This is a genomic window from Pseudomonas sp. W2I6 (genome assembly GCF_030815935.1).
Taxonomy (GTDB): Bacteria; Pseudomonadota; Gammaproteobacteria; order Pseudomonadales; family Pseudomonadaceae; genus Aquipseudomonas.
This window is the reverse complement of the sequence record NZ_JAUSXJ010000001.1, coordinates 245,772-265,508: the sequence shown is the minus strand read 5'-3', so window position 1 is coordinate 265,508 and position 19,737 is coordinate 245,772. Positions and strand designations below refer to the sequence as shown.

Genomic DNA, 19,737 nt, shown 5'->3' with positions numbered 1-19,737 from the left:
AATTACCCCAAGCATAGTCAAACCATTACTTGATGGTCAGCGCTTCCAGTTTGCCGCTGTTGCCATACACGTAAAGCATGTTACCTACCACCAGCGGACGGGCACGCAGGCCGTCGCTGTCGATACGTTCGCGACCCACGAAGCGACCGTCCACCTGGCTCAGCAGGTGCAGGTAACCTTCAAAGTCGCCTACCGCTACGTAGCTGGAGAACACTTCCGGTGCCGACAACTGACGGCGGGCCAGGGAGTCGTTGCTCCACAATGCAGTGGTGGAACGCTCGTCGACACTTTCAACGGTGCCGGACGCCAGGCTTACGTAGACGCTGCCAAACCCTTGGGCGACACCGGCGTAGCTGGAAGCATCACGCTGCCAGTTGATCCGGCCGCTCTGCACGTCCAGCGCCGCAACACGGCCCTGATAAGTAGCGACGTAAAGGGTATCACCCGACAGCAGCAAGCCACCGTCGATGTCCACTACGCGGTCCAGTTCCGAACGACCTTGAGGAATCGCGACCCGGGTTTCCCAGGCCGGCACGCCGTTCTGGGTGTCCAGGGCGACCACTTTACCGGTCGACAGGCCTGCCAGTGCCAGGTTGCTGGTCACAACCGGACCGCTGGTACCGCGCAAGGTCAGGACCGCCGGCGTGCTGTCATACAACCAGCGCTGGTTACCGGTGGCGGCGTCAAGGCCGATCACACGGTCATCCTGGGTCTGCACGACAACCACGTCACCGTTGGTAGCCGGCGGCGAGAGCACTTCACTGGTCACGCGAGCGCGCCATTTCTCTTCACCGGTGCTCGAATCCAGTGCCACGACGTCGCCTTTCAGCGTGCCGAGCATCACCAGGCCAGAACCCACGCCAACGGCGCCGGACACAGGCAGTTCGAGGTCTTTCTTCCACTTGACGTCGCCGTTCATGCGATCCATGGAGACCACAACACCGGTGGAATCAGCGGCGTAGATAGTGTCACCGTCGATCGCCGGGACCATCAGGTTGTACAGATCGCCCTGACCGTCACCAATGGAGCGGCTCCACTGCTTTTGCAGGACCACTTCTTCCTTGAAGCTGGTCAGCTCGGCCGGAGGCAGTTCTTTTTTGCTGTTGCTGCTGCAACCCGCGGCCAAAACGGCCAGAGCCAGCAATGCTGCATGTTTCCAACGGATCACGTCACGCATCCCCTTTGGCCAAGTCGTCGAGCTTGATTTGTAAGCCACCGACCGCCGCTTCATCAGACAGCGCCGCCTTGGCTTTTTGGTACGCAGCATTGGCTTCGTCGGTACGACCCAATTGGACCAGGAGGTCGCCCTTGAGCTCTTCACGAGTGGCCAGGAATGCCTTGTCAGCATCGCCGTCGAGCAGTTTCAGTGCTTCATCGGCCTTGTTCTGTGCCGCCAGTACCTGAGCCAGACGCTGACGTGCGATTTCACCCAGTGTCGGGTTGGCCGGCTTGTCGGTGATGGCTTTCAGCTCGGAGGCTGCGTCATCCAGCTTGCCGTTGTCGACCGCAACTTTTGCGACGAACAGGCTGCCGTATTGCGCGTAGGTGCTACCGCCGAATTCGCTCTTCAGCTTGCCGGCCAGGTCTGCAACCTGGGCCAGGTCAGGCTTGCCGTTTGGCGTCAGCGTGGTTTCCAGCAGTTGCTGATAGATAATCGAGGCGCCTTGCGACTGGTTAGCCTGATACTTGTGCCAGGCTTGCCAGCCGAACACCACTACTAAAGCCAGCAAGCCGCCAGTGACCAGGGGCTTGCCGTTGCGCTGCCACCAGTCTTTGAACTCGGCCAGCTGGTCATCATCAGTACTCGACACCCCAATACTCCTTAATCGCTAAATCGGCTGTTTGACAGCTTCAACCCTGCACGATGCAGGTGGCCAGGTGCGCTGCAAGCGCATCAAAGGCAATGCTTTGTTGTTCACCCTGACCACGCAGGGGTTTGAAACTTACCACTTGCTGGGCCAACTCATCATCACCCAGGATCAGTGCATACAACGCACCGCTCTTGTCGGCTTTCTTGAACTGGCTTTTGAAGCTGCCGGCGCCGGCATTGACTTGCAGGCGCAGGTTCGGCAGTTGGTCGCGCAGTTTCTCGCTCAGGGCCAGGGCAGCCAGTTCGGCCGCCTCGCCAAAGGCACAGAAATACACGTCCACCTGACGGGAGATTTCTTCGGGAACCTGCTCCAGGGTTTCCAGCAGCAGGATCAGCCGCTCGATGCCCATGGCAAAACCTACGCCGGTGGTCGGCTTGCCGCCCATCTGCTCGACCAGGCCGTCGTAACGACCACCGGCACACACCGTGCCCTGGGCGCCGAGCTTGTCGGTGACCCACTCGAACACGGTCTTGCTGTAGTAATCGAGGCCACGCACCAGTTTCGGGTTGATGACGTAAGGAATACCGGCTGCATCCAGGCGAGCCTTGAGGCCCTCGAAGTGGATACGGGACTCGTCGTCAAGGTAGTCGGCCATTTTCGGCGCGTCCACCAGTGCGGCCTGGGTCTCGGCGTTCTTGGTGTCCAGTACTCGCAGCGGGTTGGTTTTCAGGCGGCGCTGGCTGTCTTCGTCCAGCTTGTCCAGGTGGGCCGACAGGAATTCCACCAGGGCTTCGCGGTAGCGGCCCCGGGATTCGCTGGTGCCCAGGCTGTTGAGTTCAAGCTTGACCGCATCGCGGATGCCCAGCATGCCCCACAGGCGCCAGGTCAGCACGATCAGCTCGGCGTCGATGTCCGGACCGTCTAGGTTGAAGACTTCCAGGCCGATCTGGTGAAACTGGCGATAACGGCCTTTCTGCGGACGCTCGTGGCGGAACATCGGGCCGATGTACCAGAGCTTCTGCGGCTGGCCACCGCCGGTGAGACCATGTTCGAGCACCGCACGCACACACGCGGCAGTACCTTCCGGACGCAGGGTCAGGGAGTCACCGTTGCGGTCTTCGAAGGTGTACATCTCTTTTTCGACGATGTCGGTCACTTCACCGATGGAGCGCTTGAACAGCTCGGTGAACTCGACGATCGGCATGCGGATCTGCTTGTAACCGTAGTTATCCAGCAGGCGCGCGACAGTGCCCTCGAAGTAGCGCCACAGGGGCGTCTGCTCAGGCAGGATGTCGTTCATGCCACGAATGGCTTGCAGAGACTTGCTCACATCAAATCCTTAAATTCGTTCGATCAGCCGCGCGCGATAACCGCTGCGTCAGCTTCGACCTTTTCGGCCGCTTTCTGGCGGATCAGCCGTTCCAGCTCATCCACCAGATTGTCATTCGTCAATTTCTGCGACGGCTTGCCGTCGATGTAAATCAGGTTTGGCGTACCACCGGTCAGGCCCACATGGGCCTCTTTGGCCTCACCCGGCCCGTTGACCACACAGCCGATCACCGCGACATCCAGCGGCACCAGCAGGTCTTCGAGGCGTACTTCCAGTTCGTTCATGGTTTTCACCACGTCGAAGTTCTGCCGCGAGCAGCTCGGGCAGGCAATGAAGTTGATGCCACGGGAACGCAAATGCAGGGATTTGAGAATGTCGTAACCGACTTTCACTTCCTCTACCGGGTCTGCCGCGAGGGAGATGCGAATAGTATCGCCAATCCCGTCGGCCAGCAGCATACCGAGACCCACCGCAGATTTCACTGTGCCTGAGCGTAAACCGCCGGCTTCGGTGATACCCAGGTGCAGCGGCTGGACGATTTCCTTGGCCAGCAGGCGGTACGCTTCTACCGCCATGAACACGTCGGAAGCCTTTACGCTGACCTTGAAGTCCTGGAAATTCAGGCGTTCGAGGTGTTCAACGTGGCGCAGCGCGGACTCGACCAGTGCGGCCGGCGTCGGCTCGCCGTATTTCTTTTGCAGGTCTTTTTCCAGGGAGCCGGCGTTGACGCCGATGCGAATTGGAATCCCGCGATCACGGGCGGCATCCACCACGGCGCGAACCCGGTCTTCACGACCGATGTTGCCCGGGTTGATCCGCAGGCAATCGACGCCCAACTCGGCCACGCGCAACGCGATCTTGTAGTCGAAGTGGATATCGGCGACCAGCGGCACCTTGACCAGTTGCTTGATGCGGCCAAAGGCTTCGGCAGCGTCCATATCCGGTACGGATACACGCACGATGTCGACGCCCGCCGCTTCCAGGCGGTTGATCTGGGCGACAGTGGCCGCCACATCATTGGTGTCGCTGTTGGTCATGCTTTGTACTGCGATGGGGGCATCGCCGCCCACCGGCACCGAGCCGACCCAGATCTTGCGCGATACGCGACGTTTGATTGGAGATTCGCCGTGCATGACTTTATTGTCCCAACTTGAGGCGAGCAGTCTCGCCACTGGTGAACGGCGCCACGTCCACAGGCTGGCCGTTGTAGGCCACTTGCGCGCCACGGGCAAAGCCCAGACGCAGCGTCAAAGGAGGCTTGCCGCCCTGGTCAAGTGTATCTCCCTTACGCTTCAGACCACTGAACAGCACCTTGCCGTTGCCATCGGAGACTTGCGTCCAGCAGTCAGCGACGTAGGTAATTTGGACTCGACCATCACCGGCGATCAGTACCGGGGTGGTTGGCGCGGAAATCGCCGGGGCGACGGGAGCCGTTGTTGCCGGAGCCTGCGCCGGTACTGCTGGCGTTGCTGGCGTTGCTGGCGTATGAGCTGGAGCAGCAGGCGTCACTGCAACCGCTGGAGCGGGTGCGACGGGTGCCACTGCGGCGGCAGTACCTGCTTCGGGCGCAGGCTGCTCGGCGCTTGGCTCTGCCTCAGGCGCCGCCTGCCCCTGGGCCACGGCCTGGTCTTCCGGCTCATCCAACGGATGAATCTGGGTGGTGCCGTCGGCGCTTTCGACTTCGACGTGCTCCATGGCGTTGCTGGACAAGTCTTTGCCACGCTGGGCGGTCTGATCCTGCCACCATACAAAACCACCGCCGATCACGGCGATGAGCAGCAACAGGCTGACAATGCGCAAAATGGTGTGGGAAACCCGCACAGGCTCTTCAATGCGGCCAAGACCATGGACATTGCTGCCCTGGGAATCGGTACCGGTGATTTGGTCGAACTCCTGGACCAATGCAGCCTGGTCGATACCCAGCAACTTGGCGTAGGCGCGGATATAGCCGCGGGCAAAGGTGTGCCCTGGCAGCTTGTCGAATGCGCCAGCTTCAAGGTTGCCCAATGAAGTCGTGGTCAAATTGAGCTTGAGGGCCACTTCTGCCAGCGACCAACCATTGCTTTCGCGGGCCTGACGCAAGGTCTCGCCTGGGTTTCCACGATTAGCTGCTACAACTTCCGGGTGCGCCGCTTTCATCATTGCTCCGACAGGTATTGCTGATATTCCGGCGTACCGGGATAGAGTCGTTCGAGTTGCTGGCCAAAACGTGCGGCCTTGTCGCGTTCTTCATGAACCGTCGCCAGGCGCACACCGAGCAATAGACTACGTGCATTTTGCCCGCTCAGCAGGCTAAAACGCTCGTAATAGTCACGTGCCGGCACATAATGCCTGTCTTCGAAGGACAACTCAGCCATTTCGAGCAAGGCCCGTGGCTGGCGCTGGTTCAGGTGCAGGGCTTTTTCCAGTTGCTGGCGTGCGGTGTCGCGCTGGCCGAGAAGCATTGAGGTCACCCCCAGGTTCTCGAAAACCCGCGAACGCTCAGGATAGAGGGTATCGGCCGCAGCCTGCTGGAAATATTCGGATGCCTGGGCATAACGTTTCTGCGCAAACAAAAAACTGCCGTAGTTATTCAGCAGTCTTGGGTCGCCAGGGCGTGTGGCCAGGGCCTTGTGGAAATATTGATCGGCCAATTCAGGCTCGGCCTGGGCCTGGAACACCAAAGCCAGCGCAGCATTGGCGTCAGCGTCGCTGCCATCCAGCTCAAGGGCCTTCTTCAGCGGCACCTTGGCCTGTTCGGTCATCCCTTGCTGCAAGTACCCCAAGCCCAGTTGCACATAGGCAGCGCGCGCTTCGTCACGGCCCTTGCCGGTTTGCAACGGGCTGTCATGGCCCGATGAAACACAGCCAGCCGCGAGGCTGGCAACAAGCAAAAGCAGCGCAAGGCGCAAGGGCATAGAGATCCTCTCTCAGGTTCGAGTCGCGGCGCTTTGCGGCATATCGTCGGCGGCACTCAATTCACGCACGGCGATATAACGTTCGCTGCGACGGGTGCGATCCAGCACCTGTCCTACCAATTGGCCACATGCCGCATCGATGTCTTCGCCGCGGGTGGTGCGCACGGTGACATTGAAGCCTGCATGGTGCAGTTGATCCTGGAAACGGCGGATGGCGTTGTTGCTCGGCCGCTCATAGCCAGAATGGGGAAACGGGTTAAACGGAATCAGGTTGATCTTGCACGGTACGTTCTTGAGCAACTCGATCATCTCGACCGCGTGCTCGACCTTGTCGTTGATGTCCTTGAGCATGGTGTACTCAATGGTCAACACACGCTTTTCGCCCAAGGTCGCCATGTAGCGCTGGCAAGATTCGAGCAGCATCTTAAGCGGATACTTCTTGTTGATCGGCACCAATTGGTTACGCAATGCGTCATTCGGTGCGTGCAGCGACAACGCCAGGGAGACGTCGATGTGCTTGGCCAGCTCATCGATCATCGGTACCACGCCGGAGGTCGACAGGGTCACGCGGCGCTTGGAGATGCCGTAGCCCAGGTCGTCCATCATCAGGTGCATGGCCGCAACAACGTTGTCGAAGTTCAGCAGCGGCTCGCCCATGCCCATCATCACCACGTTGGTGATGGCACGGTCGGCGGTCGCCGGGATGCTGCCGAACGATTTATTGGCAATCCACACCTGGCCGATGACTTCGGCGGCGGTGAGGTTGCTGTTGAAACCTTGCTTGCCGGTGGAGCAGAAACTGCAGTCCAGGGCACAGCCTGCCTGGGACGAAACGCACAGAGTGCCGCGCTTGCCCTGGGGAATGTACACGGTCTCGACGCAGCTGCCGGACGCCACGCGCACCACCCACTTACGGGTGCCATCGGTGGAAATGTCCTCGCTGACCACTTCGGGCCCGCGAACTTCGGCAATGGCCTTGAGCTTGTCGCGCAGGGCCTTGCTGACGTTCGTCATGGCGTCGAAATCATCGACGCCAAGATGGTGAATCCACTTCATTACCTGAGCGGCACGAAAACGCTTCTCCCCGATTGAGTCGAAGAATTTTTCCATTTCCTGTTGAGTCAGACCCAGCAGGTTGGTTTTTGCAGTCAATGTAGTCATGGATTCACCTTCGCTCTTTTAAGCCAATGCTTAGCGAGCGGTTACTTCAGTAGCAGCGAAAAAGTACGAGATTTCGCGGGCAGCAGCGGCTTCGGAGTCCGAACCGTGAACGGCGTTGGCGTCGATCGATTCAGCGAAGTCAGCACGGATGGTGCCGGCAGCAGCTTCTTTAGGGTTGGTAGCGCCCATCAGCTCACGGTTCAAAGCGATAGCGTTTTCGCCTTCCAGAACCTGAACAACAACAGGGCCGGAGATCATGAAGGCAACCAGGTCGCCGAAGAAACCACGAGCGCTGTGCTCAGCGTAGAAGCCTTCAGCTTCAGCCTTGGACAGTTGCTTGAGTTTCGAAGCTACAACCTTCAGGCCGGCTTTTTCGAAACGAGTGGTGATCTCGCCGATGACGTTTTTTGCAACAGCGTCAGGCTTGATGATGGAGAAAGTACGTTGAACAGCCATGGTGTAACTCCAGAAACGGTAATTTGCGAAAAATTAAACCCGCGAATTATACGCGGGTTCTTGGGTATTGCCTAACTGCGTAAAAAGGCGATTCAGTCTGCTTCTTCGATCCACAGGCCTTGTATCGCCTCAAGAACCTTTTCGCCACCCCGATCCGGGATGTCGTCAAATTCAGGCAGCTGCATCACCAGGTTGCGCAACTTGACGAAGTTCACCGACAGAGGATCGACATCCGGGTGAGCTTCAGCAAGTTGTATAGCGATTTCTTGTACATCAACCCATTTCAGGCTCATGACATTTCCTTGAATCAATGCGGCGCTTCGGCGGCATGGTTGAGCGAATACTTCGGAATTTCGACGGTAAGGTCTTCTGTTCCCACTTTTGCCTGACAGCTCAATCGCGACGTCGGCTCAAGGCCCCACGCCCTATCAAGATAGTCCTCTTCCAGCTCATCAGCCTCTTCCAGGCTATTGAAACCTTCGCGGATGATGCAATGGCACGTGGTACAGGCGTTGACGCCGCCGCAGGCGCTTTCGATCTCGATGTGGTTATCGTGAGCGACTTCGAGAATGGACTTGCCGGTCTCAGCCTCCACAACCATACCGTCCGGGCAATGCTCGGCGTGTGGCAGAAAAATGATCTGCGGCATCAGTTAATCCTCAAGTTCGTTCAAGTTGCGGCCCGCCAGGGCGGCTTTCACCGTCTGGTCCATGCGACGGGCGGCAAAGGCATCGGTCACTTGCGACAGGCGCTTGGTCTGTTGCTCGATGGCGTAACCATCGGTGCCTTTCATCAATTCAGCCAGTTCCTGCATTTGCAGGTCGATAACCATGCGCTCTTCGGCATCCAGCAGACGCTCGCCGTCAGCTTCAAGGGCGCCCTGAACCGCTTCGAGCAGGCGCTGGGCGTCGACTTGCTGCTCACGCAGCACGCGGGCGACCTTGTCGTCACCGGCGTACTGGAACGAATCCTTGAGCATCTTGGCGATTTCGCCGTCGGTCAGGCCGTAGGACGGCTTGACCTGGATGCTGGCTTCAACGCCGGAGGCCAGTTCGCGAGCGGCAACGCTGAGCAAGCCGTCGGCGTCGACCTGGAAGGTGACGCGAATCTTCGCCGCACCAGCCACCATCGCCGGAATGCCGCGCAATTCGAAGCGCGCCAGGGAACGGCAGTCGCTGATGAGCTCACGCTCGCCTTGCAGCACGTGAATCATCATGGCCGTCTGGCCATCTTTGTAAGTCGTGAAGTCCTGGGCGCGGGCAACGGGGATGGTGGTGTTGCGGGGAATCACCTTCTCCATCAGGCCGCCCATGGTTTCCAGCCCCAGAGACAACGGAATCACGTCGAGCAGAAGCAGTTCGCCACCATCGCGCTTGTTACCGGCGAGGGTGTCGGCCTGGATCGCGGCACCAATGGCCACCACTTGATCCGGGTCGATTTCAGTCAGCGGCTGACGGCCGAAGGCTTCAGCTACCGCCTCACGAACACGCGGCACGCGGGTCGAACCACCCACCATGACCACGGCGACCACGTCTTCCAGCTCGACACCGGAATCACGCACGGCGCGGCGGCAGGCTTTCAGGCTGCGGGCGACCATCGGTTCGATCAACGAATCGAACGCTTCGCGGGTTAGTTGAGCCGACCAGCTACCGTAGGAAACTTCAACCGACGCAGCATCAGTCAGCGCTTCTTTGGCGGCACAGGCAGTTTGCAGCAAATTACGTTGCGCACCCGGGTCCAGGTCGGCAGACAAGCCGGCGCTGGTGATGATCCAGCCAGCAATGGCGTGATCGAAGTCATCGCCACCCAGAGCGGTATCGCCACCGGTAGCCAACACTTCGAAGACACCGCCGGTCAGGCGCAGGATCGAAATATCAAAGGTACCGCCGCCCAGGTCGTAAATAGCCACCAGGCCTTCGGCGTGCTGATCCAGGCCGTAAGCCACAGCGGCTGCGGTCGGCTCGTTGAGCAGGCGCAGCACGTTCAGGCCGGCAAGTTTCGCCGCATCCTTGGTGGCCTGGCGCTGAGCGTCATCGAAATATGCAGGAACAGTAATCACCGCACCTACCAGTTCGCCACCCAAGGTGGTCTCGGCGCGCTGGCGCAAGACCTTGAGGATATCGGCCGACACTTCCACCGGGCTTTTCGGGCCCTGGATCGTGTCGATGAACGGCATATGTGATTCACCGCCGACAAAGCGGTAGGGAAGCTGGTCGCCCAGCTGCTTGACGTCGGACAAACCACGACCCATCAAGCGCTTGACCGACAGCACGGTATTCAAAGGATCGGTAGACGCCGCCAGCTTGGCCGACTCGCCCACTTCGGTGCGGTCAGCGTGATAACGCACGGCAGACGGCAGGATGACCTGGCCATCCGCGTCGGGCAGCGGCTCGGAAAGACCGCTGCGCAATGCAGCGACCAGCGAATTGGTAGTGCCCAAGTCAATCCCGACCGCCAGACGACGCTGGTGCGGTTGAGGACTTTGACCGGGTTCGGCGATCTGCAGTAGGGCCATGGTAATCAGGACTTATCTGTATATCAGGCGTGCAACCTGGGCGGCACTGGGTTAATCGTCGAGGCGCTCTTCTAACTGGCGCACTTCGTAGGTGAGCTTGTCGAGGAACTGCATGCGCCGCATCAGGCGTTCGGCCTGTTCACGCTGCGCCGCATCATCCCAACAGGCTGCGAAGCTTTCGTTGAGTTCATCCTGGGCCACTTTCAGACGGCGCTTGAACACTGCGACTCCGGCCAGATCAGCCTCGTCCTGCAGTTCTTCAAGCTCCTCGCGCCATTGCATCTGCTGCATCAGGAAATCAGGGTCCTGGACCGTGACTTCAAGCGGCAGCTCGCGACCGCCCATCGCGAGCAGGTAGCGCGCGCGTTTGGGAGGGTTCTTGAGCGTCTGATAGGCTTCGTTGAGGCTGGCTGATTGCTCCAGCGCCAGGCGTTGCTCACGCTCGGAAGCGTCAGCGAAGCGGTCCGGATGCACCCCACGCGCCAGTTCACGGTAGCGCGTGGCAAGCTGTTCAAGGTCCAGTCGAAAACTCGGCTGCAGCTCGAACAAAGCGAAATGACAAGGAGTACCCACGATCAGCCTCAGATGTTGAAGCTTTCGCCGCAGCCACATTCACCGCGTACGTTGGGGTTGTTGAACTTGAAGCCTTCGTTCAACCCTTCCTTGACGAAATCGAGTTCGGTGCCGTCCAGGTAGGTCAGGCTTTTCGGGTCGATGATCACTTTTTCGCCGTGACTCTCGAACACCTGATCTTCCTCGACCACCTCGTCGACAAACTCCAGCACGTAGGCAAGGCCGGAACAGCCTGTGGTGCGAACACCCAGACGAATCCCCTCACCTTTACCGCGCCCATTCAGGGAGCGGCGAATGTGCTGCGCAGCCGCTTCTGTCATGCTGATAGCCATCGTGACTCCTTACTCGTCGCCAAATTGCTTAGATCAAGCCTTTCTTCTGCTTGTAGTCGCGAACGGCCGCCTTGATGGCGTCTTCTGCGAGTACCGAGCAGTGGATTTTCACTGGCGGCAAGGCCAGTTCTTCGGCCAGCTGGGTGTTGCTGATAGTCACAGCCTCATCCAAGGTCTTGCCTTTCATCCATTCGGTCGCCAGGGAGCTGGAGGCGATGGCCGAACCGCAACCGTAAGTCTTGAACTTGGCGTCTTCGATAACGCCAGCTTCGTTGACCTTGATCTGCAGGCGCATAACGTCACCGCACGCCGGAGCGCCGACCATGCCGGTGCCGACATCAGGGTCTTCCGCGTTCATCTTGCCGACGTTGCGCGGGTTTTCGTAGTGGTCGATGACCTTTTCGCTGTAAGCCATGGTACTGAATCCTCACTCATCAGGGCCGCTCTGGAACCCTGCAAATACGCCTGCGTTTTCCGCCACGTCTTTACAGAGCCTTTTGGGTGGCGGCTTCTATATTTAGTGTGCCGCCCACTCGATCTTGGAAATGTCGACACCGTCCTTGTACATGTCCCACAGCGGGGACAAGGTACGCAGCTTGGTGACGGCCTCGCAGACTTTCTGCGCGGCGTAGTCGACTTCTTCTTCGGTGGTGAAACGGCCGAATGTAAAGCGGATCGAGCTGTGAGCCAGTTCGTCGTTGCGGCCCAGGGCGCGCAGGACGTAAGACGGCTCAAGGGAAGCCGAGGTGCAGGCCGAGCCGGACGAAACCGCCAGGTCCTTGAGCGCCATGATCAGCGACTCGCCTTCGACGTAGTTGAAGCTCAAATTCAGGTTGTGCGGTACACGGGCGGTCATGCTGCCGTTGATGTACAGCTCTTCAAGGTGCTCGACCTGCTTGTAGAAGCGATCGCTCAGGGCCTTGATGCGCACGTTTTCGGCAGCCATGTCTTCCTTGGCCACACGGAACGCTTCGCCGATGCCGACGATCTGGTGGGTCGCCAGGGTGCCCGAACGCATGCCGCGCTCGTGACCGCCGCCGTGCATGGTGGCTTCGATACGTACGCGAGGCTTGCGGCTCACGTAGAGCGCGCCAATGCCTTTAGGGCCGTAGGTCTTGTGGGCAGAGAACGACATCAGGTCGACTTTCAGTTTCGACAGGTCAATATCGACCTTGCCGGTGGACTGCGCAGCGTCGACGTGCAGCAACACGCCCTTGGAGCGGGTCAGCTCGCCGATGGCGGCGATGTCGTTGATGGTGCCGATTTCGTTGTTCACGTGGATCACGGAAACCAGGATGGTGTCTTCACGCATCGCGGCTTCGATCATCGCAGGGGTCACGATACCGTCGGTGGTTGGCTCGAGGTAGGTAACCTCAAAACCTTCACGCTCCAGTTGGCGCATGGTGTCGAGGACAGCCTTGTGCTCAATCTTGGTGGTGATCAGGTGTTTGCCTTTGGTCGCGTAGAAATGCGCCGCACCCTTGATTGCCAGGTTGTCGGACTCGGTGGCACCGGAGGTCCAGACGATTTCACGTGGGTCGGCATTCACCAGGTCAGCGACCTGGCGACGAGCGTTTTCCACTGCTTCTTCGGCTTTCCAGCCGAAAACGTGGGAACGGGACGCCGGGTTACCGAAGTTTCCGTCAACCAGCAGGCATTCGCTCATCTTTTGCGCGACACGCGGATCAACCGGGGTGGTCGCTGAGTAATCAAGGTAAATCGGCAATTTCATGGACTTTCTCCTAAATCAGGCTGGCTGGCGTGCCGTTAGCTCTTCGGCTGTCACTCGACGGCGGACGCTTCAATCTTGTCCAGACGCGGCGCCTTGGTGTTGCAACGGCGCTGGTCCTGACGCTGGGCTACTTCTTGCACCTCACGGCGAGTCACAAGATCAGCCAAGCTGATACCACTCAAAAACTCATGGATCTGCAGGCTCAGGTCACACCACAAGTGGTGCGTAAGGCAGGTATCGCCTGCGTGGCAATCACCCAGGCCCTGGCATTTGGTGGCATCGACGGATTCGTTCACCGCGTCGATCACCTGGGCGACCTGGATGCCCTGCATCTCGCGGGACAATTGATAGCCGCCGCCTGGACCACGAACGCTGGAAACCAGATTGCTGCGGCGCAACTTGGCGAACAACTGCTCGAGGTAGGACAGGGAAATGCCTTGGCGCTCGGAGATATCGGCCAGGGACACCGGCCCATTTTGCGCGTGCAAGGCCAGGTCAAGCATGGCGGTCACCGCGTATCGGCCTTTTGTAGTCAGTCTCATGGACAAGTACCAAGGTGTTTCAGAATGGGAGCAAGTATGCGATTCCCGAGTATTTAAGTCAACTATAAGACCTAGTACTTTAGTCAGGAATACCCGTAAAAAGGGCGCGCGAATCATAGCAGGGCGGGACGGGATGGACCAGCGGGAACAGGGCCAAGCCCCCAACCTCAAGACCAATGGAGATCAAATGTGGGAGCTGGCTTGCCTGCGATAGCGGTTTGCCAGCCAGCCTTTCCGGCACTGACTCGCCGCCATCGCAGGCAAGCCAGCTCCCACAGGTATCGCGACCGGCTCAAGAGTCAGCCAGCTTTGGTAGCGCTTTCGTCCTTGATCTCGGCGAAGTCTTCCTTGCGCAGCTCAGGCAGATCCTTGGCGCAGTAGCTGCTGCCGAGGTCTTTCAGGGCACCGCACATACCGTCCAGCTTGCCGTCCACCGCTTGCAGGTGATCCAGCAACTGACCGATGGCACGCGCTACCGGGTCAGGCATGTCTTCGCTGACGCCATAGGCATCGAAGCCGATCTTCTCGGCCATGGCCTTGCGCTTGGCTTCCTGCTCATCACCCACTTCCGGCTTGACGATGATCCGCCCGGGAATGCCGACAACCGTTGCGCCAGGCGGTACAGCCTTGGTCACCACAGCATTGGAGCCGACCTTGGCGCCCGCACCCACGGTAAACGGACCGAGCACCTTCGCGCCCGCCCCGACTACAACGCCATCTTCAAGCGTAGGGTGGCGCTTGCCTTTGTTCCAGGTTGTGCCACCCAGGGTCACGCCCTGGTACAGGGTCACGTCATCACCAATCTCGGCGGTCTCGCCGATAACGATGCCCATGCCGTGGTCGATAAAAAAGCGGCGGCCGACCTTGGCGCCCGGATGAATCTCAATCCCGGTCAACCAACGGCCGAAGTTCGACACCAGCCGCGCCAGCCATTTCCAGCCCATGCCCCACAAGGCGCCGGACAGGCGATGGATCCAGATCGCGTGCATGCCCGGGTAGCAGGTCAGCACTTCAAAGGCGTTGCGCGCCGCCGGGTCACGGTGGAAAACACTCTGGATATCTTCTCGCAAACGCTCGAACATTTTTAATCCTTCCGTTTAAGAAGCTCGCCACGGGCCGCTTTCTGGGTTTCCGTGAGGATGCCACGCAATATATTCATTTCTGCCCGGCTGACCGAGCTGCGTCCGTACAACCGACGCAGGCGCGCCATCAAGTGCCGCGGTTTTTCCGGATCGAGGAATTCGATGGCCACCAGGGTTTGCTCCAGGTGCTCATAGAACCGCTCAAGCTCGTCCATGGTGGCCAGTTCGCCACTCTTGGTCGATGCAACCTCGTCCTTTTCAACCTTGCTTGGCTGGCCTTCAGCGGCCAGCCAGGCCATGCGCACTTCATAGCTCAACACCTGCACCGCTGCCCCGAGGTTCAGCGAACTGAACTCGGGGTCTGATGGGATGTGCACGTGATAATGACATCGCTGCAGCTCTTCATTGGTCAGGCCGGAGTCTTCACGGCCGAATACCAAGGCGATTTCAGCGCCGCCGGCGGCCTCTTCCACGACTTTGGTCCCGCATTCGCGAGGATCCAGCAGCGGCCAGGGGATGCGACGGTCGCGAGCGCTGGTGCCGAGCACCAGGTTGCAGCCGACCAGGGCGTCTTCCAGGGTGGCAACGACCTGGGCTTTTTCGAGGATGTCATTGGCGCCGGACGCGCGCGCATCGGCCTCGTGGTGCGGGAACACACGCGGCTCCACCAGCACCAGGCGCGTCAGCCCCATGTTCTTCATGGCTCGCGCCACGCCGCCGATATTGCCGGGATGACTGGTATTGACGAGGACGACACGGATGTTTTGCAGCAAGGGAGGCGCTCTCGGACACGGGAAAGGGGAGCAAATCTTACAGAACAGCCTAAGGTTATGCCATGAAAGGTAACGTCGTCCTTCACCTGAAGAAAGTTTCTGCTAGAATGCTCGGCTTTCTTTAACAACCTTAGGTGACACATCCATGCAGCCCATGCTGAATATCGCGCTGCGCGCCGCCCGCAGCGCCAGTGAATTGATCTTCCGCTCCATCGAGCGCCTGGATACCATCAAGGTCGACGAAAAAGACGCCAAGGATTACGTATCCGAGGTGGATCGCGCCGCCGAGCAGAAAATCATCGACGCGCTGCGCAAGGCCTACCCTACCCACGGCATCCTCGGTGAAGAAACCGGTTTGCACAAAGGTAGCGGCGAAGGCGAAGACTACCTGTGGATCATCGACCCACTGGATGGCACCACCAACTTCCTGCGCGGTATCCCGCACTTTGCCGTGAGCATTGCCTGCAAATACCGTGGCCGCCTGGAACACGCCGTTGTGCTGGACCCGGTTCGCCAGGAAGAATTCACCGCCAGCCGTGGCCGTGGCGCCCAGTTGAACGGTCGCCGCCTGCGCGTCAGCGGTCGCACCAGCCTCGACGGCGCCCTGCTGGGTACCGGCTTCCCGTTCCGTGACGACCAGATGGACAACCTGGAAAACTACCTGGGCATGTTCCGCGCCCTGGTTGGCCAGACCGCCGGCATCCGTCGCGCCGGCGCAGCCAGCCTGGACCTGGCGTATGTCGCTGCCGGTCGTTTTGATGCGTTCTGGGAGTCGGGCCTGTCCGAGTGGGACATGGCTGCAGGCGCACTGCTGATTCAAGAAGCGGGCGGCCTGGTGAGCGACTTCACCGGTGGTCACGACTTCCTGGAGAAGGGTCACGTGGTTGCCGGCAACACCAAATGCTTCAAGGCAGTCCTGACGGCGATCCAGCCGCACCTGCCGGCTTCGCTGAAGCGCTAAGCGAGCGAGCACAAAAAAGCACCCCTCGGGGTGCTTTTTTTATACCTGGGATTACTGCTGCGGCTGGTTCTGACCGATAACCAGGCGCCCTTCCTTGTCGACGGGGATCTGGTTGCCTGGATCACGATCCATGCGCACGGAGCCTTCCTTGCCGTCCAGGGTGTAACGTACGTCGTACCCGACAACCTTGTCGCTGATGTCATTAACGGTATTACAACGAGTTTGCGTGGTGGTGTAGGTATCGCGGTTCTGCATGCCTTCCTGAACCTTGTTACCAGCGTAACCGCCACCGACCGCACCGGCCACGGTGGCCAGCTTCTTGCCATTACCGCCGCCGACCTGATTACCCAACAGGCCGCCCGCCAGCGCACCGACCACCGTACCGACGATCTGATGCTGATCCTGCACAGGTTTCTGCCGGGTTACGGCAACATCCTTGCAGACTTCACGCGGGGTTTTAATCTGGGTTTTCACCGGCTGCACCGCCAGCACTTGCGCATACTCAGGGCCGCTTTTTACCAGGCTGTAGGTGGCAACAGCACCCCCGGCAGTCACACCGACAGCACCCAATACCGCACCAACCAGTAACGACTTGTTCACGTGAACCTCCTGACCATCACAAACGGACCGAACGATCCGCGCTATACCCAGCCTTGGAGCAAAAAAAAAGGCGCGAGTTCAATACTCGCGCCTTATTTGTAACAGCAGATCAACAATCACCCATCAAGGGCGGTCGTCGACCTCCTTGCCGGTGCTGGCAGGAGGGATCAAGTCTTCGCTGTTGAGGTTCAGCCAGATCAGTACCACGTTGGCGATGTAGATCGACGAGTAGGTACCCGCCAGCACGCCGATGAACAGCGACAGCGAGAAGCCCCACAGGTTGTCGCCACCGAACACCATCAGTGCGGCAATCGCCAGCAAGGTGGAGATCGACGTCGCCATGGTGCGCAGCAGGGTCTGGGTGGTGGAGATGTTGATGTTCTCGATCAACGTCGCCTTGCGCAGTACCCGGAAGTTCTCACGCACCCGGTCGAATACCACGATGGTGTCGTTGAGGGAGTAACCAATGATCGCCAGCACCGCCGCCAATACCGTCAGGTCGAAGGTGATCTGGAAGTAGGCCAGGATGCCCACGGTCACGATCACGTCGTGGATCAGCGACACAATGGCGCCGACACCGAACTTCCACTGAAAGCGGAAAGCCAGGTAGATCATGATGCCGACCAGCGCCATCAGCATGCCGAGGCCGCCCTGGTCGCGCAGCTCTTCACCTACCTGCGGGCCCACGAACTCGACGCGCTTGACCGACGCCGGGTTGTCGCCGCCGACCTTCTGCAAGGCCTCGGCTACCTGGTGACCCAGTTGCGGGTCTTCGCCCGGCATACGCACCAGCAGGTCGGTGGTTGCACCAAAGCTCTGCACGATAGCTTCGTGATAGCCGGCCTTGACCAGCTCGTTGCGCACCAGGCTAACGTCGGCCGGCTTCTCGTAGGTCAGCTCGATGAGCGTACCGCCGGTGAAGTCCAGACCGTAGTTCAGGCCCTTATGGAACCAGCTGAACAACGCCAGAACGGTAAGGAGCATGGTGAAGCCGAACGCAACGTTGCGAACGCCCATGAAGTTGATTGTACGTAACATGGCAGCCCCTTAAATCCACAACTTCTTGAAGTCACGTCCGCCAAAGATCAGGTTGACCATTGCGCGGGTCACCATGATGGCCGTGAACATCGAGGTAAAGATACCGAGGGACATGGTCACCGCAAAACCTTTGACCGGGCCGGTGCCCATGGCAAAGAGAATCCCGCCGACCAACAGGGTGGTCAGGTTGGAGTCGAGAATTGCAGTAAATGCCCGGCCGAAGCCTTCGTTGATTGCCCGTTGCACGGTCATGCCCGCAGCAATCTCTTCACGAATCCGCGAGAAGATCAGTACGTTGGCGTCAACCGCCATACCCATGGTGAGTACGATACCGGCGATACCTGGCAGGGTCAGCGTTGCACCCAGCAGCGACATCAGGGCCAGCAGCATCACCATGTTGCCCGCCAGCGCGACGGTGGCGATGACGCCGAAGAAGCGATAGATGGCGATGATGAACAGGGAGACGAACAGCATGCCCCACAGTGCAGCGTCGATACCCTTGGTGATGTTGTCAGCACCCAGGCTCGGGCCGATGGTACGTTCTTCAGCGAAGTACATCGGGGCGGCCAGGCCACCGGCACGCAGCAGCAGCGCCAGTTCGGACGACTCACCCTGGCCGTTCAGGCCGGTGATGCGGAATTGAGCACCCAGCGGCGACTGGATGGTCGCCAGGCTGATGATCTTCTTCTCTTCTTTAAAGGTCTGTACCGGTACGTCTTTCTCGACGCCGTCGACCACTTGCTTGGTGTAGGTGGTGACAGGACGCTGCTCGATGAAGATCACCGCCATGCTGCGACCGACGTTGCTGCGGGTTGCGCGGCTCATCAGTTCGCCGCCGTGGCCATCCAGGCGGATGTTCACTTCAGGCGTACCGTGCTCGCCGAAACCAGCCTTGGCGTCGGTCACCTGGTCACCTGTAATGATCAAGCCACGCTCGATCAGTGCAGGTGGACGATTGCCTTCACGGAACTCGAACTCTTCTGCAGTAGCACGGGTAGCACCCGGCTCAGCCGCCAGGCGGAATTCCAGGTTGGCTGTTTTACCCAGGATACGCTTGGCTTCAGCGGTGTCCTGCACGCCCGGCAGTTCAACCACGATGCGGTTGGCACCCTGGCGCTGAACGATCGGCTCGGCCACACCCAGTTCGTTGACGCGGTTACGTACCGTGGTCAAGTTCTGCTTGATCGAGTATTCACGGATTTCCGCCAGCTTGGCCGGGGTCATCGCCAGACGCAGTACCGCCTGACCATTGAGGTCGGCCGGAACAATGTCGAAATCGTTGAAGTTCTTGCGGATCAGCGCACGGGCCTGTTCGCGGGTTGCTTCGTCAGCAAAGCCCAGCTGTATGGCACCGTTGAGCTGCGGCAGGCTGCGATAACGCAGGCGCTCTTTACGCAGCAGGCTCTTCACATCGCCTTCGTAGACTTTCAGGCGAGCGTCGAGGGCCTTGTCCATGTCCACTTCCAGCAGGAAGTGCACACCACCGGACAAGTCCAGACCCAGCTTCATCGGGTGTGCGCCGATCGCGCGCAGCCATTTTGGCGTGGTCTGTGCCAGGTTCAGTGCGACGACGTAGTCATCACCCATGACCTTGCGCACAACGTCTTTTGCCGGCAATTGGTCTTCTTGCTTGGTCAGGCGCAACAAGCCGCCCTTCGCATCAGCAGCCAAACTTGCCGCTTTAACCTGGATACCCGCGTCGGTGAGCGCCTTGCTCGCACGGTCCAGATCAGCCTGATTGACCTGCAGCGCAGTGCTGGCGCCAGTGATCTGGATAGCCGGGTCATCAGGATAGAGATTGGGAGCGGAATAAATAAAACCGATCGCCAGCACCGCCAGGATCAGTACGTATTTCCACAGAGGGTATTTGTTCAGCATCACGCCGCCCGCTTATAACGCGGGGCGCCTTGCGCGCCCCGTCGATTGGTAAAGGT

At 59.5% G+C, this 19,737-nt stretch carries 22 protein-coding genes; 1 reads left to right on the top strand and 21 read right to left on the bottom strand.

Annotation, left to right across the window (positions count from 1 at the left end):
• Nucleotides 1–25: 25 nt before the first annotated feature.
• The 18 genes from bamB to trmJ form a co-directional block, all read right to left on the bottom strand.
• Nucleotides 26–1,177 carry an outer membrane protein assembly factor BamB gene (bamB, locus tag QF039_RS01300; protein ID WP_003209662.1) on the bottom strand — a complete coding sequence of 384 codons (1,152 nt, stop codon included), beginning with the start codon at nt 1,175–1,177 and terminating at the stop codon, nt 26–28.
• On the bottom strand, nt 1,170–1,811 hold the full coding sequence (locus tag QF039_RS01295) for a tetratricopeptide repeat protein (RefSeq protein WP_003209663.1): 642 nt from the start codon (nt 1,809–1,811) through the stop codon (nt 1,170–1,172). The genes bamB and QF039_RS01295 overlap by 8 nt, the downstream gene beginning before the upstream one ends.
• 40 nt (nt 1,812–1,851) lie before the next feature.
• On the bottom strand, nt 1,852–3,141 hold the full coding sequence (gene hisS, locus QF039_RS01290; protein ID WP_307516634.1) for a histidine--tRNA ligase: 1,290 nt from the start codon (nt 3,139–3,141) through the stop codon (nt 1,852–1,854).
• A 23-nt stretch (nt 3,142–3,164) separates the two neighbouring features.
• Entirely contained in the window at nt 3,165–4,274 is a 1,110-nt protein-coding gene (gene ispG / locus QF039_RS01285) for a flavodoxin-dependent (E)-4-hydroxy-3-methylbut-2-enyl-diphosphate synthase (RefSeq protein WP_003209666.1), read from the bottom strand.
• A 4-nt stretch (nt 4,275–4,278) separates the two neighbouring features.
• Nucleotides 4,279–5,280 carry a RodZ family helix-turn-helix domain-containing protein gene (locus tag QF039_RS01280; RefSeq protein ID WP_102605676.1) on the bottom strand — a complete coding sequence of 334 codons (1,002 nt, stop codon included), beginning with the start codon at nt 5,278–5,280 and terminating at the stop codon, nt 4,279–4,281.
• Nucleotides 5,280–6,038, bottom strand: coding sequence for a type IV pilus biogenesis/stability protein PilW (gene pilW, locus QF039_RS01275; RefSeq protein WP_008438284.1), 759 nt, complete (start codon nt 6,036–6,038; stop codon nt 5,280–5,282). The genes QF039_RS01280 and pilW overlap by 1 nt, the downstream gene beginning before the upstream one ends.
• 12 nt (nt 6,039–6,050) lie before the next feature.
• Complete coding sequence (gene rlmN, locus QF039_RS01270) at nt 6,051–7,199, bottom strand: 23S rRNA (adenine(2503)-C(2))-methyltransferase RlmN (RefSeq protein ID WP_003209670.1); 1,149 nt, start codon at nt 7,197–7,199, stop codon at nt 6,051–6,053.
• Between the two features lie 30 nt (nt 7,200–7,229).
• Nucleotides 7,230–7,655 (bottom strand): nucleoside-diphosphate kinase, encoded by a 426-nt coding sequence (ndk, locus tag QF039_RS01265; protein WP_003175956.1) that lies wholly within the window; start codon nt 7,653–7,655, stop codon nt 7,230–7,232.
• A 92-nt stretch (nt 7,656–7,747) separates the two neighbouring features.
• On the bottom strand, nt 7,748–7,948 hold the full coding sequence (gene iscX, locus QF039_RS01260; RefSeq protein ID WP_003209673.1) for a Fe-S cluster assembly protein IscX: 201 nt from the start codon (nt 7,946–7,948) through the stop codon (nt 7,748–7,750).
• 14 nt (nt 7,949–7,962) lie between these two features.
• Nucleotides 7,963–8,304, bottom strand: coding sequence for an ISC system 2Fe-2S type ferredoxin (gene fdx, locus QF039_RS01255; RefSeq protein ID WP_003209674.1), 342 nt, complete (start codon nt 8,302–8,304; stop codon nt 7,963–7,965).
• A gap of 3 nt (nt 8,305–8,307) precedes the next feature.
• Nucleotides 8,308–10,170, bottom strand: a complete 1,863-nt coding sequence (gene hscA, locus QF039_RS01250) for a Fe-S protein assembly chaperone HscA (protein WP_087695132.1) — start codon at nt 10,168–10,170, stop codon at nt 8,308–8,310.
• 51 nt (nt 10,171–10,221) lie between these two features.
• Nucleotides 10,222–10,743 carry a co-chaperone HscB gene (gene hscB / locus QF039_RS01245; RefSeq protein ID WP_008438289.1) on the bottom strand — a complete coding sequence of 174 codons (522 nt, stop codon included), beginning with the start codon at nt 10,741–10,743 and terminating at the stop codon, nt 10,222–10,224.
• Between the two features lie 8 nt (nt 10,744–10,751).
• Nucleotides 10,752–11,075 carry an iron-sulfur cluster assembly protein IscA gene (iscA, locus tag QF039_RS01240; RefSeq protein ID WP_003209680.1) on the bottom strand — a complete coding sequence of 108 codons (324 nt, stop codon included), beginning with the start codon at nt 11,073–11,075 and terminating at the stop codon, nt 10,752–10,754.
• Nucleotides 11,076–11,103: 28 nt separating this feature from the next.
• The gene (gene iscU / locus QF039_RS01235; protein WP_003209682.1) at nt 11,104–11,490 is read right to left on the bottom strand and encodes a Fe-S cluster assembly scaffold IscU; all 387 of its coding nucleotides are present in this window, start codon (nt 11,488–11,490) and stop codon (nt 11,104–11,106) included.
• A gap of 102 nt (nt 11,491–11,592) precedes the next feature.
• Complete coding sequence (locus tag QF039_RS01230; RefSeq protein ID WP_008438290.1) at nt 11,593–12,807, bottom strand: IscS subfamily cysteine desulfurase; 1,215 nt, start codon at nt 12,805–12,807, stop codon at nt 11,593–11,595.
• Between the two features lie 50 nt (nt 12,808–12,857).
• Nucleotides 12,858–13,349 carry a Fe-S cluster assembly transcriptional regulator IscR gene (gene iscR / locus QF039_RS01225; RefSeq protein WP_177027913.1) on the bottom strand — a complete coding sequence of 164 codons (492 nt, stop codon included), beginning with the start codon at nt 13,347–13,349 and terminating at the stop codon, nt 12,858–12,860.
• A 299-nt stretch (nt 13,350–13,648) separates the two neighbouring features.
• Nucleotides 13,649–14,431, bottom strand: a complete 783-nt coding sequence (cysE, locus tag QF039_RS01220) for a serine O-acetyltransferase (RefSeq protein WP_003210306.1) — start codon at nt 14,429–14,431, stop codon at nt 13,649–13,651.
• Nucleotides 14,432–14,433: 2 nt separating this feature from the next.
• Nucleotides 14,434–15,204: a tRNA (cytosine(32)/uridine(32)-2'-O)-methyltransferase TrmJ gene (gene trmJ / locus QF039_RS01215; RefSeq protein ID WP_003210307.1), complete on the bottom strand. Its 771-nt coding sequence runs from the start codon at nt 15,202–15,204 to the stop codon at nt 14,434–14,436.
• Nucleotides 15,205–15,349: 145 nt separating this feature from the next.
• On the opposite strand from trmJ, the gene suhB reads away from it, so the two are divergent.
• The gene (gene suhB, locus QF039_RS01210; RefSeq protein ID WP_003175971.1) at nt 15,350–16,165 is read left to right on the top strand and encodes an inositol-phosphate phosphatase; all 816 of its coding nucleotides are present in this window, start codon (nt 15,350–15,352) and stop codon (nt 16,163–16,165) included.
• Nucleotides 16,166–16,216: 51 nt separating this feature from the next.
• Here the strand turns inward: suhB and QF039_RS01205 are convergent, their stop codons facing one another.
• The 3 genes from QF039_RS01205 to secD form a co-directional block, all read right to left on the bottom strand.
• Nucleotides 16,217–16,765, bottom strand: a complete 549-nt coding sequence (locus QF039_RS01205) for a glycine zipper 2TM domain-containing protein (protein WP_003210309.1) — start codon at nt 16,763–16,765, stop codon at nt 16,217–16,219.
• A 123-nt stretch (nt 16,766–16,888) separates the two neighbouring features.
• Nucleotides 16,889–17,803 carry a protein translocase subunit SecF gene (gene secF / locus QF039_RS01200; RefSeq protein ID WP_003210311.1) on the bottom strand — a complete coding sequence of 305 codons (915 nt, stop codon included), beginning with the start codon at nt 17,801–17,803 and terminating at the stop codon, nt 16,889–16,891.
• A gap of 9 nt (nt 17,804–17,812) precedes the next feature.
• Nucleotides 17,813–19,681 carry a protein translocase subunit SecD gene (gene secD / locus QF039_RS01195; protein ID WP_003210312.1) on the bottom strand — a complete coding sequence of 623 codons (1,869 nt, stop codon included), beginning with the start codon at nt 19,679–19,681 and terminating at the stop codon, nt 17,813–17,815.
• Nucleotides 19,682–19,737: the final 56 nt, after the last annotated feature.

What these genes read in the sequence shown, in the direction of transcription:
- bamB (WP_003209662.1), bottom strand. Translation starts at nt 1,177, where the DNA reads ATGCGTGACGTGATCCGTTGGAAACATGCAGCATTGCTGGCTCTGGCC.
- ispG (WP_003209666.1), bottom strand. Translation starts at nt 4,274, where the DNA reads ATGCACGGCGAATCTCCAATCAAACGTCGCGTATCGCGCAAGATCTGG.
- QF039_RS01280 (WP_102605676.1), bottom strand. Translation starts at nt 5,280, where the DNA reads ATGAAAGCGGCGCACCCGGAAGTTGTAGCAGCTAATCGTGGAAACCCA.
- pilW (WP_008438284.1), bottom strand. Translation starts at nt 6,038, where the DNA reads ATGCCCTTGCGCCTTGCGCTGCTTTTGCTTGTTGCCAGCCTCGCGGCT.
- rlmN (WP_003209670.1), bottom strand. Translation starts at nt 7,199, where the DNA reads ATGACTACATTGACTGCAAAAACCAACCTGCTGGGTCTGACTCAACAG.
- ndk (WP_003175956.1), bottom strand. Translation starts at nt 7,655, where the DNA reads ATGGCTGTTCAACGTACTTTCTCCATCATCAAGCCTGACGCTGTTGCA.
- iscX (WP_003209673.1), bottom strand. Translation starts at nt 7,948, where the DNA reads ATGAGCCTGAAATGGGTTGATGTACAAGAAATCGCTATACAACTTGCT.
- fdx (WP_003209674.1), bottom strand. Translation starts at nt 8,304, where the DNA reads ATGCCGCAGATCATTTTTCTGCCACACGCCGAGCATTGCCCGGACGGT.
- hscA (WP_087695132.1), bottom strand. Translation starts at nt 10,170, where the DNA reads ATGGCCCTACTGCAGATCGCCGAACCCGGTCAAAGTCCTCAACCGCAC.
- iscA (WP_003209680.1), bottom strand. Translation starts at nt 11,075, where the DNA reads ATGGCTATCAGCATGACAGAAGCGGCTGCGCAGCACATTCGCCGCTCC.
- iscU (WP_003209682.1), bottom strand. Translation starts at nt 11,490, where the DNA reads ATGGCTTACAGCGAAAAGGTCATCGACCACTACGAAAACCCGCGCAAC.
- QF039_RS01230 (WP_008438290.1), bottom strand. Translation starts at nt 12,807, where the DNA reads ATGAAATTGCCGATTTACCTTGATTACTCAGCGACCACCCCGGTTGAT.
- iscR (WP_177027913.1), bottom strand. Translation starts at nt 13,349, where the DNA reads ATGAGACTGACTACAAAAGGCCGATACGCGGTGACCGCCATGCTTGAC.
- cysE (WP_003210306.1), bottom strand. Translation starts at nt 14,431, where the DNA reads ATGTTCGAGCGTTTGCGAGAAGATATCCAGAGTGTTTTCCACCGTGAC.
- suhB (WP_003175971.1), top strand. Translation starts at nt 15,350, where the DNA reads ATGCAGCCCATGCTGAATATCGCGCTGCGCGCCGCCCGCAGCGCCAGT.
- secF (WP_003210311.1), bottom strand. Translation starts at nt 17,803, where the DNA reads ATGTTACGTACAATCAACTTCATGGGCGTTCGCAACGTTGCGTTCGGC.
- secD (WP_003210312.1), bottom strand. Translation starts at nt 19,681, where the DNA reads ATGCTGAACAAATACCCTCTGTGGAAATACGTACTGATCCTGGCGGTG.